We start from the raw sequence: 12038 nt of genomic DNA, 5'->3' as shown, positions 1-12038 counted from the left end.
ACCCCGGAGTGTCGCGCGCGCGTTGCGGGGCGGAGGGGGGCTGTCTGCCCCCCGCTCGGGCAAGCCGAGCCCCCCCGAGGATATTTCCAGCCAGAAGAAACAGGGGCGCGGTGATGGTGGACCGGCTTTATCTCTACGACACCACCCTGCGGGACGGGCAGCAGACGCAGGGCATTTCCTTTTCCACCGCCGAGAAGCTGCGCATCGCCGCGGCGCTGGACGCGCTCGGGGTCGACTACATCGAGGGCGGCTGGCCCGGGGCGAACCCGACGGATTCGGCGTTTTTCGAGGAGGTGGGCCCGACGCGGGCCACCCTGACCGCCTTCGGGATGACCAAGCGGGCCGGGCGCTCGGCGGAGAACGACGACGTGCTCGCCGCGGTGCTGAACGCCGGCACGCAGGCGGTCTGTCTTGTCGGCAAGACCCATGACTACCACGTGACCGCGGCGCTGGGGATCGAACTTGCGGAGAACGTCGCGAACATCCGTGCCTCGGTCGCGCATATCGTGGCCCAGGGCCGCGAGGCGCTGTTCGACGCGGAGCATTTCTTCGACGGCTGGAAGGCGAACCCGGATTACGCCTTCGAGTGCCTGAAGGCGGCCTTCGACGCGGGCGCGCGCTGGATCGTGCTCTGTGACACCAACGGTGGCACGCTGCCGCTCGAGATCCATGGCATCGTCAAGGAGGTGATCGCGCGGGGCATCCCGGGCGACCGGCTGGGCATCCACACCCACAACGACACCGAGAACGCGGTGGGCGGCACGCTGGCCGCCGTGGACGCCGGTGTGCGGCAGGTGCAGGGCACGCTCAACGGTCTCGGGGAACGCTGCGGCAACGCCAACCTCACGTCGCTGATCCCGACGCTGCTGCTCAAGGAGCCCTACGCCAGCCTCTATGACATCGGCGTCAGCCGCGAGGCGCTCGAGGGGCTGACCCCGGTGAGCCGGATGCTCGACGAAGTGTTGAACCGCGTGCCGATGCGACAGGCGCCCTACGTCGGCTCCTCGGCGTTCGCGCACAAGGCCGGGCTGCACGCGAGTGCCATCCTCAAGGATCCGTCGACCTACGAGCACATCGAGCCGGGCGCGGTGGGCAACCGCCGGGTGATCCCGATGTCGAACCAGGCCGGGCAGTCGAACCTGCGGCGCAGGTTGGCCGAAGCGGGGCTCGAGGTCGAGAAGGGCGATCCGGCGCTGGCGCGAATCCTCGAGCGGATCAAGCAGCGCGAATCCGAGGGCTATGTCTACGACACCGCGCAGGCGAGCTTCGAGCTTCTGGCGCGCGACGAGCTTGGCCGGATGCCGGAGTTCTTCGAGGTCAAGCGCTACCGCGTGACCATCGAGCGGCGGAAGAACAAGTACGACCGGATGGTCTCGCTCTCCGAGGCGGTGGTCGTGGTGAAGGTCGACGGCGTGAAGAAGCTGTCGGTCTCCGAGAGCCTCGACAACGCCGGCGCCGACCGGGGGCCGGTCAACGCGCTCGCGAAGGCGCTGGCGAAGGATCTCGGGCCCTACCAGTCGGTGATCGACGACATGCGGCTGGTCGACTTCAAGGTGCGGATCACGCAGGGCGGAACCGAGGCGGTGACGCGGGTGATCATCGACAGCCAGGACGGGCGTGGCCGGCGCTGGCAGACCGTCGGCGTCAGCGCCAACATAGTGGATGCGAGCTTCGAGGCGCTGCTCGACGCGGTGCGCTGGAAGCTGATCCGCGATTGCGGAGAGGCGGTCTGATGGAGATCCCGACGGAGTTCATCGAACTCTACAGCCGGCTCGACCGGCAGGGGCCGGGACTGCCGGAAGAGGTCCGCTGGGCGGTCACGCGGCTGGGCCTCTGCGGCGCGCTGCGGGTCTGCGACGCGGGCTGCGGCACCGGCGCGGATTGCCAGACCCTGGCCGACTGTCTGCCCGACGCGCGCATCGAGGGGATCGAGGCCGTGCCGGAGTTCGTCGAGGCGGCGCAGGCCCGGCTCGACGGACTGCCGAACGTTTCCGTGCGGCGGGGCGACATGGCGGTGCTGTCCGGGCCCTATGATCTTATCTGGTCGGCCGGGGCGCTCTATTTCCTCGGCGTGGACAAGGGGCTGACCGCGTGGCGCGGAGCGCTGGCGCCGGGCGGCGCCGTGGCGTTCTCGCAGGCAGTGCTGCTGGGCGGCGAGGAGCCGCAGGCGGTGCGGGACTTCTGGGCGCCGGAGCCCGACATCACCGACCGCGAGGGGCTGCGTGCGCAGGTCGAGGCAGCGGGCTACGAGGTCGTCGACACGCGGCTTCTGACCGGGGCGCCCTGGGCGGCCTATTACGGCACGCTGGCCGCGGGCATCGCGGCGCTGCGCCCCGAGGCGAGCCCGGCCATGGAGGAGGTGCTCGACGGCGCCGAGCGCGAGATCGCGCTCTGGCAGCAGGCACCCGAGCGGATCGCCTATCTTCTGGTGCTGGCGCGGCCGCGCTGACCCTTTCCTTTCGACCGGACGCGACATAGGTGCAGCGCATGGAGTTCGATGACGACCTGACCGCCTGTGCCCAGATCGTGGAGCGCGGCGACCCCGACCGGTTCGCAGCCACCATGGCGGCGCCCGTCGAGGCGCGTGCCGTGCTGTTCCCGATCTACGCCTTCAACATCGAGGTCGCGCGGGCGCCCTGGCTCACGCAGGAATCGATGATCGCCGAAATGCGCCTGCAGTGGTGGCGCGACGCGCTCGAGGAGATCCGCACCGGCGGCACCGTGCGCCGGCACGAGGTGGTGACGCCCTTGTCTCGGGTGCTCGATGCCGAGAGCGCCGAGGCGCTCGACCGGCTGGTGGGCGCGCGGCGCTGGGACGTCTACCGCGATGCCTTCGAGGACGCGGAGCATTTCGACCGCTACATCGACGAGACCTCGGGGCATCTCATGCTGGCCTGCGGTCGCGCGCTCGGCGGAATGCCCGAGGACGTGGCGATGAATGCGGGCTACGCGGCGGGGCTGGTGCAGTTCCTGCGCGCTGTGCCCGAGCTCGAGGCGCAGGGGCGCATCCCGCTGGTGGATGGTCGCGCCGAGGCGGTGACGGCTCTTGCGCGCAGCGGGCTGGAGCGGCTGGCGAAGGCACGGGCGCAGCTTGATGCGGTGCCGAAGGCGGCGCGGCCGGCACTGCTTGCGGCGTGGCAGGCGGGGCCGCTGCTGGAGCTCGCCGCGAAGGAGCCCGCGCGGGTGGCCGAGGGGCAGCTTCAGATATCGGAGTTCCGGCGCCGGGCCCGGCTCATGCGGGCGGCGCTGACCGGCCGGATCTGACCGGCGGGCACCGGCGGTGTTCGCCCGTCCGGAGCCTCACTCGGCGGCTTGCGTCTCGGGCCGCAGAAGCAGCCAGATCAGCGCACCGCCGGCAAGCATCAGGAACGGCGCCATCGCCATGTTGACCGCGGTCCAGCCCTCCTGCGCGGTGCCGCCCGAGCAGTTCATCAGCCCGCCCGAGGCGAGCGACGCCATGGTCACGCCGCCGAACACCAACAGGTCGTTGAGCCCTTGCATCCGGCCGCGCTCGTGCGGCTCATGCGCGCCGGCGAGCATGGTGGTCGCGCCGATGAAGCCGAAGTTCCAGCCGATGCCCAGCAGCACCAGCGCCAGGAAGAACTGCTCGAGATCTACGCCGCTCAGGGCGACGCCGCCGGCGCCAGCGAGGATCACGAGGCCGAGCGCCACCACCTTCTCGACGCCGAAGCGGGCGATCATGTGGCCGGTGAAGAACGAGGGGATATACATAGCGAGCACATGCGCGGTGACGATGTTCGCCGCGTCGCCGGTCTCGAAGCCGCAGCCCACCACGGCAAGCGGGGTCGAGGTCATCACGAGGTTCATCAGCGCGTAGCTGACCATGGCGCAGATCACCGCGACGGCGATGCGCGGAGTGGCCAGCAGCTCGCGCCGGCTGCGCCCGCGCGGTGCGTCATGGGCGGGCACCGGCGGCTTCGGTATGTCGAGGAACAGGAAGAGCAGGGCGCCGACGAGGTTTACCGCGATGACGGCGCCGTAGGTGCCCACGAAGGGGATCACGTAGGCATCGGCGGTCAGCTTCACCAGCTGCGGCCCGATGATCGCCGCCGCGAGCCCGCCGGCCATGACATAGGAGATCGCCTTGGGCCGGAACGCCTCGGAGGCGGTGTCGGCGGCGGCGAAGCGGTAGAAACCCTGCGCCGACATGTAGATGCCGGTGAGGAAGCTGCCCGCGAGGAAAAGCGGGAACGATGCGATGAACAGCGCGTAGGCCCCCACGGCCCCGCCGAGGGCGCCGCCGAGGGTGCCGAGCACGAAGCCCGCGCGCCGCCCGAACCGCTGCATGAAGGCCGAGACCGGCGTTGCCGCGCACATCGAGCCGAGCACGATCATCGAGATCGGCAACGTGGCGAAACAGGCGTTGCTGGCCAGCGACTGCCCGGCCAGCCCGCCGATGGTGAAGATCATCGGCATCTGCGCGCCGAGCAGGGCCTGCGCGAGCACCAGGACGGTGACGTTGCGGCGGGCGCGGGAATCTTGTGCGGTGTCCATGGCGCATAGCGGTAGGGGCAGATCGCGGGTAGAGCAAGGGCCGGGGGATGTGCCAGATTGGCGCTGCCCGGGCCTGTGGCCAGGGAAACGGAAGGAGCAGAGTTTGGTAGGACGGATCATCGAGACCGAGGACTGCGTGGCCGAGGGCGCGGCGTTTCTCTGCGCCGCCGAGCCGCGGTTTGCCCATGCGCTGGAACTCACCGGCCCGCTGCCGCTGCGCCGCCGCCCCGACGGCTTCGCGCAGCTGTTGTCGGCCATCGTCAGCCAGCAGGTGAGCGTGGCCTCGGCGCGCGCGATCTGGGCGCGGCTGGAGGCGGCGGGCATGACGACGCCCGAGGCGATCCTCGCCACGGACGACGACGGGCTGCGCGCGCTGGGGCTGTCGCGGCAGAAGGCGACCTATGCGCGGGCGCTGGCCGGCGCGGGCATCGACTTCGACGCGCTGCGCAACGCACCCACCGACGAGGTGGTGAGCACGCTGGTCGCGGTCAAGGGCATCGGGGTCTGGACCGCCGAGATCTACGCCATGTTCTCGCTCGGGCGGGCGGATGTCTTCGCGCCGGGCGACCTTGCGCTGCAGGAGTCGGCGCGGCTGCTCTTCGAACTGCCGGAGCGGCCGAAGGAGCGGGCGTTCCGCGAGATGGCCGAGCCGTGGCGACCGTGGCGGGCGGTTGCGGCGCGGGCGCTCTGGGCCTACTACCACGTTCAGAAACAACGAGAGGGCATCGCATGACGCGCGTTCTGCAAACCGGCCGCAAGGCGCCCGTTTCGGGCGAGACACGTTCCTGCGTCGTCTTCCTGCACGGCTACGGCGCCAACGGGGCCGATCTTCTCGGGCTTGCCGACCCGCTGGGCGAGCACCTGCCCGACACGCTCTTCGTGGCGCCCGACGCGCCCGAGCAATGCGTCGGCGCGCCCTTCGGGTTCCAGTGGTTCCCGATCCCCTGGATCGACGGCTCGTCCGAGGAAGAGGCGATGGCGGGCATGGCCCGCGCGGTGCAGGATCTCGATGCCTTTCTCGATGCGCTCTGCGTCGACGAGGACCTGCTGCCCGAGCAGATCGCGCTCTTCGGCTTCTCGCAGGGCACGATGATGGCGCTGCACGTCGCGCCGCGCCGCGAGGACGAGGTCGCGGGTGTCGTCGGGTTCTCGGGCCGGTTGCTCGAACCGGAGCTGCTGGGCGACGAGGCGGTCTCGAAGCCGCCGGTGCTGCTGGTGCACGGCGACCAGGATGACGTGGTGCCGCCCGAGTCGCTGCCCGCCGCCGCCGAGGCGCTGCAGGGCGCCGGCTGGAAGGAGGTCTACGCCCACATCCAGAAGGGCACCGCGCATGGCATCGCCCCCGACGGGCTGCAGGTGGCGCTGGCCTTCCTGCGCGACAAGTGCGGCTTCTGAGCCAGGCGGCGGACCCGGGCACTGATGAGCGTTGCGCTCTCGCGCCAGGGAGGCGTTGCGCCGGCGCTGCCGTCGCGCTGGCGAGGGGCCAGCCCCTCGCGCTCCCCGAGGGTATTTGGAAAGAGAAGAAGGGCCGGGCGGGTCAGGGCCCCGCTCGGTCGAAGGTGAAATCCCCCTTGGCGACGTGACGGAGATACGCGCAAGGGTCGTCGCGCTGGTTGAGATGCGCCCAGGCGCGGCTTGCAAAGGTGTCCGGCGAGAAGAACAGGACCATCGCGCTGATCTCGTCGTGCGAGACGCGCTCGCCCATGTCGATGACCGCTTCGACGTGTGCGCGATCCTCGGGGGCGAGGCTCATGATCTGCATGTTGTAGGCGAGATACTCGCTGGTCGCGAGGCAGACGCCGCTCGGGCAGGGCAGCGCGTCATGCGCCGCGTGGGCCAGCTCGTGAACGACGATGCTGTCGAAGTAGGGCGCGCCGGGAACGGCCGCGAAGAGGCTGCCGGGGAGGCGTCTTTGCGTGAGGAGGTCGGGCGAGAGGATCTCGATCCGGCCCTCGCCACAGTGGTAGAGGCCGAGGCATCCCTGCGGAAGATCGTCCACGAGCGTCAGTGACAGCGGTGTTTCGAGCGGGAGGCCGCAGGCGGCGAGCCCGGGCGCGGCATCTTCGACGATGGCGCAGACGCGGGCCTCGGTCGCGGGGTCGGCGCCTGACACGGTGATCTCGGTCCCGGGGCAGAGCAACTCGGCCCGGGCGACGGAGGTGCCGAGAAGGAGGACACAGAGAAACCGCATGGGGCCATCCTATCAGATGGCCCCGGCGCGTGTCGTCATCGGTGTTACTGCGCGGCCTTGGCCATGCGCTTGCGCTCGTGCGGATCGAGGTAGCGCTTGCGCAGGCGCACCACGCTGGGGGTGACCTCGACCAGCTCGTCGTCGTTGATGTAGGCGATTGCCTGCTCGAGCGTGAGCTGGGTCACCGGCGTGAGGCGCACCGCGTCGTCCGAGCCCGAGGCCCGCACGTTGGTGAGCTTCTTGCCCTTCAGCGGGTTGACCTCGAGGTCGTTCTCGCGGGCGTGCTCGCCGATGATCATGCCCTGGTAGACCTTGTCCTGCGGCTCGACGAAGAGCTTGCCGCGCTCCTCGAGGTTCCACAGTGCATAGGCCACCGCCTCGCCGTTCTCCATCGAGATCAGCACGCCGGCGCGGCGGCCGGGGATGGCGCCCTTGTACTCGGTCCAGCCGTGGAACACACGGTTCAGCACGCCGGTGCCGCGGGTGTCGGTCAGGAATTCGCCGTGGTAGCCGATCAGGCCGCGCGACGGCACATGCGCCACGATCCGGGTCTTGCCGGCGCCGGCGGGCTTCATCTCGGCAAGCTCGCCCTTGCGCGCCCCGGTGACCTTCTCGATCACCGCGCCGGAGTACTCGTCATCCACGTCGATGGTGACTTCCTCGACCGGCTCCATGCGGACGCCGTTCTCTTCCTTCATGATGACCTGCGGACGCGAGATCGACAGCTCGAAGCCCTCGCGGCGCATGTTCTCGATCAGCACGCCCATCTGCAGTTCGCCGCGGCCCGAGACCTCGAAGGCTTCGCCGCCGGGGGTGTCCTGAACCTTGATTGCGACGTTCGATTCGGCCTCTTTCATCAGGCGCTCGCGGATCACGCGGCTCTGGACCTTCTTGCCGTCACGGCCGGCGAGCGGGCTGTCGTTGATCCCGAAGGTGACGGTGATCGTCGGCGGGTCGATGGGCTGTGCATCGAGCGGCTCGTCGACGGCGAGCGCACAGATGGTGTCGGCGACGGTGGCCTTGGACATGCCGGCGAGCGAGACGATGTCGCCCGCGACGCCCTCGTCGATGTCCTGCAGGCCGAGACCGCGGAACGCCTGCACCTTGGTGACGCGGAACTGCTCGATCTTCTGGCCGATGCGCGAGATCGCCTGCACCGTCTGGCCGACCTTCACCCGGCCTGTCTCGATGCGGCCGGTCAGCAGGCGGCCGACGAAGGGGTCCGAGCCGAGCGTGGTCGCCAGCATCCGGAAGTCCTCGTCCTGGTGCTTGATCTGCTTCGGCGCCGGCACGTGGTTCACCACGAGGCTGAACAGCGCCGAGAGATCCTTGCGCGGGCCGTCGAGCTCGGCGTCGGCCCAGCCGGAGCGACCGGACGCGTAGAGATGCGGGAAGTCGAGCTGGTCTTCGTCGGCACCGAGGCTGGCGAAGAGGTCGAAGCACTCGTCGAGCGCCCGGTCGGGCTCGGCATCGGGCTTGTCGACCTTGTTCAGCACCACGATCGGCCGCAGGCCGAGGGCGAGCGCCTTGGAGGTCACGAACTTGGTCTGCGGCATCGGGCCTTCGGCCGCGTCCACCAGCAGAACCACGCCGTCGACCATCGACAGGATGCGCTCGACCTCGCCACCGAAGTCGGCGTGGCCGGGGGTGTCGACGATGTTGATGCGCGTGCTCTTCCACTCGACCGAGGTGGCCTTGGCGAGAATGGTGATGCCGCGTTCGCGCTCGAGGTCGTTGCTGTCCATCGCGCGCTCCGCGACGGCCTGGTTTTCACGGAAGGCGCCCGACTGCTTGAGAAGTTCGTCGACGAGCGTGGTCTTGCCGTGGTCCACGTGAGCGATGATCGCAATGTTGCGAAGGTCCATGGGTCAGCCTTTATCGGAGGTATCGGTCGTCCGCCTAGCGGGGTGCGGCGCAAATTGCCAGCCCCTTAATGCGCCGTGGCCTTCGAAAACAGGTTGATCACGACGATGCCCGCAAGGATCAGCGCCATTCCCAGCACTGCGGGAAGGTCCAGCCGCTGGCCGAAGACGAAGATGCCGATGAGCGCGATGAAGACGATCCCGAGCCCGGACCACAGCGCGTAGGCGATCCCCACGGGAAAGGTCTTGAGCGAGATCGCGAGCAACCAGAAGGCGAGCGCATATGCCACGACGACCACGACCGAGGGCAGCGGCCGGGTGAACTGCTGGCTGGCCTGCAGCGCGGCGGTGCCGATGGTCTCGGCCAGAACGGCAAGGGCGAGGATCAGGTAGGGCATGCAAACTCCGTCACGTCTGACATCCCTCATGGCCCTGATCTTCCTCGAATGCCAGCGATTTGCGGCCCGGCTTAACCTGCCGTGAGGATTTGGGCCCTAGAGGATGGGGCAGAGCCGCCACGGCGTGCCCGTCTTGAGTCCATTCCCTGGGAGAGTGAAATGAAGGGTCTGATTTCCGCCATCGTCATCGGGCTTGCGGCATCGCAGGCCACGGCGACCGAACTGACGCAATCCATGGACGCCATGATCGAGCAGGCGGTCACACCGTGGCTCGACGAGCCGGCGCTGATCGCAGCCATCAAGGTGCAGAACAAGACCACTGCAGGGCTGGACCAGGCCGCGATCGACACGCTCGATGCCGCCTGGGCGGCTGAAATCGGTGCCGCCGAGACGCCGACCATCGACGCGGTGGTGCATGGGCCGCTGGCCGACGCGCTGCGGGCGCACATGGCGGATGCCAACGGCGCGATTCTCGAGATTCTCGTCATGGATGCGCGTGGACTGAATGTCGCGGCATCTGGCGTGACGTCGGACTACTGGCAGGGGGACGAGGCGAAATTCACGCAAACCTACCCCCTTGGACCAGACGCGATGCATCATGGCGAAGTGGCCTTCGATGAATCCAGTCAAGCCTACCAGGCGCAGGTCTCCTTCACCATCAGCGACCCGAAGACCGGTCGCCCGATCGGCGCGATGACCGTTGGTCTCAATGCCGAACTTCTCATGTGAAAGGCGGGGATCCGACATGAAACTCAGGGTTCCAGGTGGGGGTCTGCGATCGGTACTTCAGTCCGTCTCGGTCCGGATCGCGCTGCTCCTCGCCGTAACGACGGTTCTCGTCGCGTCTGTCATGGCGTGGCAGGCGCTCAGCCTTGCCGGGCGCATCGCCCGGGCCGATCTGGTCGAGACGGCACGGAATACCGCGCAGACGCAGGCGCTTGCGCTTGCACAGCCGCTGCGGTTCGGTGATTTCGAACGGGTTGCCTCGCAACTCGATCTCGCGCGCGAGGGGCATGCCGGTGAACTCCATATGCTTCTTGTTCTCCAGGCCGACGGCAGTGTGGCCGGTCGCTCCGGCGAAACCTCCGAGACGGACGCGCTCGAAACGCTCGCGACCGGGGCAATCGCTCAGAAGGAGATCGTGACCGGGGACAAGGGGATGAAGGTCGCGGTTCCCGTCATGGTTTCGGGGCGCGCCGAACCAGCTGGTGCGGTGGCCCTCGCATGGAGCGACGAGAAGGCGCTCGCGAAGCTGGCGCGCGAACGTCGCACGATCCTGCTCACCGCGTGTGGGGTGTTCCTGGGGATGATGATGCTGACGCTTTTCCTGCTGCGCCGGATCATCACGCGACCGCTGTCCGCGTTGCGAGGCGCGATGGAGCGTGTGGCGGAGGGAGACTACGACAGCCCCTTGCCGGCGCAGGATCGCGCGGACGAGTTCGGGCGCCTTGCGCGCGGCTTGGGAAACCTCGTGAGCACGCTCGCAAAGGGGCGCGCGGCGGAAGAGGCCCGCATGGCGGCGCACGAGGCGCAGGCGGACGTGGTCCGTCATCTTTCCGAGGCGCTCGACCGGCTCGCGTCGGGGATTTTGTCGCATCGCATCGCCGAACAGTTCCCGGGGGAATACGAAGCGCTGCGCGAGAACTTCAACCGCGCCGGGGAAAGCCTGCGCGCCACCATGGACGAGGTGCGGGTCAGCGCCATGAACATTCACGGTAACGCCGAGGAGATCGCGCGCGGGTCCGACGAGCTCTCCCATCGGACCGAAACGCAGGCGGCGACGCTGGAACAAACCGCGGCAGCGCTCGAGGTGCTTCTGACAGGCGTCCGCGAGGCCGCCGAGGCCACCCGCGAGGCCGAAACCAACGTCCGGAGCGCCGCGCGTATGGCAGAGGAAAACGGCGAGGTCATGGGCTCCGCGGTGGCCGCGATGGCCGGGATCGCGAAGAGCTCGAACCAGATCAGCGAAATCATCGGCGTGATCGACGATATCGCCTTCCAGACCAACCTGCTGGCGCTCAACGCCGGGGTCGAGGCCGCGCGGGCGGGCGAGTCGGGTCGTGGGTTCGCGGTGGTCGCCTCCGAGGTGCGGGCGCTGGCGCAGCGCAGCTCGGACGCTGCGCAGCAGATCAAGACGCTGATCAGCGGCTCGTCCGAACAGGTGCGCGACGGCGTGCAGCTCGTCGAACGCGCCGGCGAGGCCCTGTCGGAAGTCGTCAGCAAGATCGGCCAGATCTCCGACCTCGTCAGCGGAATCGCCACGGTTGCCTCGGATCAGGCGCAGGGCCTGAACGAGATCAACTCGGGCGTCGGCAACCTCGACAAGGTGACCCAGCAAAACGCCGCGATGGTTGAAGAAAGCACGGCGGCCGCTCATATGCTCAACAGCGACGCGGGCACCCTGTCGCAACTCGTGGAGCGGTTCGACATCGCGTTGCCGGGCGACGGCAAGGGTGCACGGTCGTCCGGAACCTCGCGCGCTGCCTGAGCGTCCGGACGAGGGCGGCCACAGGGCGGCTGTGCGGGTTCCAAGTAGAGGGGCAGCGGGCTGCCGGAAGTCAGGCGCTCTGGGCGGCCATCGCTTGCTGCGCGGCCTCGGTGGCCGCTTCCAGCGCAAGCATGATCGACGCATGGCGGTTCTTGTAGGCCTGCGCAGGCCGCAGCACCTCGAGCTCGTCGAAGGGGGCAGGCGGGGTTGGTCCGTCTTCCTTCAGCATCGCGCGGAGGGCATCGCGGGCTTCGGCAATCTCTTCAGGCGTGCGGCCGATGATGGCATCCCCCACTACTGCGGCCGAAGCCTGCCCCAGCGCGCAGGCCTTCACATCCTGCGCATAGTCCGACACGACGCCATCCGCCATATTCAGGTCGACGGTCACCGTCGAGCCGCAGAGCGGCGAGCGCTTCTTCACGCTGGCGTCGGGCGTCTCGAGCCGGCCCGTACGCGGGATGTCCGCGGCAAGGGCAAGGATGCGCTGCGAATAGAGCTTGATGAGGTCGGTCTCGGCGGACATGGCTTTTCCTTTCGGATCGTGTCCCATAAATAGGGGGCGATGTCCCGCGTGCAAAAGGGTT

Annotated in this window: 13 protein-coding genes; 7 read left to right on the top strand and 6 right to left on the bottom strand. The window is 68.7% G+C overall.

What is annotated here, in order from left to right; translation table 11 throughout:
• The first annotated feature begins 113 nt into the window (after window positions 1-113).
• The 3 genes from cimA to D6860_RS02395 are packed head-to-tail and all read left to right on the top strand — an operon-like array spanning window position 114 to window position 3264.
• Window positions 114-1733, top strand: coding sequence for a citramalate synthase (cimA, locus tag D6860_RS02405; protein ID WP_076624187.1), 1620 nt, complete (start codon window positions 114-116; stop codon window positions 1731-1733).
• On the top strand, window positions 1733-2449 hold the full coding sequence (locus D6860_RS02400) for a class I SAM-dependent methyltransferase (protein ID WP_076624188.1): 717 nt from the start codon (window positions 1733-1735) through the stop codon (window positions 2447-2449). Before cimA ends, D6860_RS02400 begins: the two co-directional genes overlap by 1 nt.
• A gap of 38 nt (window positions 2450-2487) precedes the next feature.
• The gene (locus tag D6860_RS02395; RefSeq protein WP_076624189.1) at window positions 2488-3264 is read left to right on the top strand and encodes a phytoene/squalene synthase family protein; all 777 of its coding nucleotides are present in this window, start codon (window positions 2488-2490) and stop codon (window positions 3262-3264) included.
• A 36-nt stretch (window positions 3265-3300) separates the two neighbouring features.
• On the opposite strand, the gene D6860_RS02390 is transcribed toward D6860_RS02395, so the two are convergent.
• Window positions 3301-4515, bottom strand: a complete 1215-nt coding sequence (locus D6860_RS02390) for an MFS transporter (protein ID WP_076624190.1) — start codon at window positions 4513-4515, stop codon at window positions 3301-3303.
• Window positions 4516-4618: 103 nt separating this feature from the next.
• Between D6860_RS02390 and D6860_RS02385 the strand changes: the two genes are divergently transcribed.
• Together D6860_RS02385 and D6860_RS02380 are read left to right on the top strand one after the other, a co-directional pair.
• The gene (locus tag D6860_RS02385; protein ID WP_076624191.1) at window positions 4619-5248 is read left to right on the top strand and encodes a DNA-3-methyladenine glycosylase family protein; all 630 of its coding nucleotides are present in this window, start codon (window positions 4619-4621) and stop codon (window positions 5246-5248) included.
• The gene (locus tag D6860_RS02380; RefSeq protein WP_076624192.1) at window positions 5245-5910 is read left to right on the top strand and encodes an alpha/beta hydrolase; all 666 of its coding nucleotides are present in this window, start codon (window positions 5245-5247) and stop codon (window positions 5908-5910) included. Before D6860_RS02385 ends, D6860_RS02380 begins: the two co-directional genes overlap by 4 nt.
• 142 nt (window positions 5911-6052) lie before the next feature.
• Here the strand turns inward: D6860_RS02380 and D6860_RS02375 are convergent, their stop codons facing one another.
• From D6860_RS02375 to D6860_RS02365, 3 genes are all read right to left on the bottom strand, one after another.
• Complete coding sequence (locus tag D6860_RS02375) at window positions 6053-6706, bottom strand: DUF6639 family protein (protein ID WP_076624193.1); 654 nt, start codon at window positions 6704-6706, stop codon at window positions 6053-6055.
• Between the two features lie 44 nt (window positions 6707-6750).
• Window positions 6751-8571 (bottom strand): translational GTPase TypA, encoded by a 1821-nt coding sequence (typA, locus tag D6860_RS02370; protein WP_017467161.1) that lies wholly within the window; start codon window positions 8569-8571, stop codon window positions 6751-6753.
• 65 nt (window positions 8572-8636) lie between these two features.
• The gene (locus D6860_RS02365; protein WP_017467162.1) at window positions 8637-8966 is read right to left on the bottom strand and encodes an SMR family transporter; all 330 of its coding nucleotides are present in this window, start codon (window positions 8964-8966) and stop codon (window positions 8637-8639) included.
• 159 nt (window positions 8967-9125) lie between these two features.
• Here D6860_RS02365 and D6860_RS02360 point away from each other — a divergent pair, with 159 nt between their 5' ends.
• Window positions 9126-9695, top strand: coding sequence for a hypothetical protein (locus D6860_RS02360; protein WP_017467163.1), 570 nt, complete (start codon window positions 9126-9128; stop codon window positions 9693-9695).
• Here D6860_RS02360 and D6860_RS25585 read toward each other — a convergent pair.
• Window positions 9688-9996: a hypothetical protein gene (locus D6860_RS25585; RefSeq protein ID WP_157895881.1), complete on the bottom strand. Its 309-nt coding sequence runs from the start codon at window positions 9994-9996 to the stop codon at window positions 9688-9690. The genes D6860_RS02360 and D6860_RS25585 overlap by 8 nt on opposite strands.
• Here D6860_RS25585 and D6860_RS02355 point away from each other — a divergent pair, their 5' ends adjacent.
• Entirely contained in the window at window positions 9997-11454 is a 1458-nt protein-coding gene (locus D6860_RS02355; RefSeq protein WP_157895882.1) for a methyl-accepting chemotaxis protein, read from the top strand. It abuts the gene before it with no gap.
• A 70-nt stretch (window positions 11455-11524) separates the two neighbouring features.
• On the opposite strand, the gene D6860_RS02350 is transcribed toward D6860_RS02355, so the two are convergent.
• Window positions 11525-11977 (bottom strand): iron-sulfur cluster assembly scaffold protein, encoded by a 453-nt coding sequence (locus D6860_RS02350; protein ID WP_076624195.1) that lies wholly within the window; start codon window positions 11975-11977, stop codon window positions 11525-11527.
• Window positions 11978-12038 lie beyond the last annotated feature (61 nt).

It is taken from the genome of Salipiger sp. D13 (assembly GCF_003703915.1).
GTDB lineage: Bacteria > Pseudomonadota > Alphaproteobacteria > Rhodobacterales > Rhodobacteraceae > Salipiger > Salipiger profundus.
The sequence above is the reverse complement of the archived record's forward strand: the minus strand, read 5'-3'. Positions and strand labels throughout refer to the sequence as shown.

Bases quoted from the DNA above. Each gene is read 5' to 3' on its own strand.
- cimA (WP_076624187.1), top strand. From the start codon at position 114: ATGGTGGACCGGCTTTATCTCTACGACACCACCCTGCGGGACGGGCAG.
- D6860_RS02400 (WP_076624188.1), top strand. From the start codon at position 1,733: ATGGAGATCCCGACGGAGTTCATCGAACTCTACAGCCGGCTCGACCGG.
- D6860_RS02395 (WP_076624189.1), top strand. From the start codon at position 2,488: ATGGAGTTCGATGACGACCTGACCGCCTGTGCCCAGATCGTGGAGCGC.
- D6860_RS02390 (WP_076624190.1), bottom strand. From the start codon at position 4,515: ATGGACACCGCACAAGATTCCCGCGCCCGCCGCAACGTCACCGTCCTG.
- D6860_RS02380 (WP_076624192.1), top strand. From the start codon at position 5,245: ATGACGCGCGTTCTGCAAACCGGCCGCAAGGCGCCCGTTTCGGGCGAG.
- D6860_RS02375 (WP_076624193.1), bottom strand. From the start codon at position 6,706: ATGCGGTTTCTCTGTGTCCTCCTTCTCGGCACCTCCGTCGCCCGGGCC.
- typA (WP_017467161.1), bottom strand. From the start codon at position 8,571: ATGGACCTTCGCAACATTGCGATCATCGCTCACGTGGACCACGGCAAG.
- D6860_RS02365 (WP_017467162.1), bottom strand. From the start codon at position 8,966: ATGCCCTACCTGATCCTCGCCCTTGCCGTTCTGGCCGAGACCATCGGC.
- D6860_RS02360 (WP_017467163.1), top strand. From the start codon at position 9,126: ATGAAGGGTCTGATTTCCGCCATCGTCATCGGGCTTGCGGCATCGCAG.
- D6860_RS25585 (WP_157895881.1), bottom strand. From the start codon at position 9,996: ATGGAGTTCACCGGCATGCCCCTCGCGCGCGAGATCGAGTTGCGAGGC.
- D6860_RS02355 (WP_157895882.1), top strand. From the start codon at position 9,997: ATGCTTCTTGTTCTCCAGGCCGACGGCAGTGTGGCCGGTCGCTCCGGC.
- D6860_RS02350 (WP_076624195.1), bottom strand. From the start codon at position 11,977: ATGTCCGCCGAGACCGACCTCATCAAGCTCTATTCGCAGCGCATCCTT.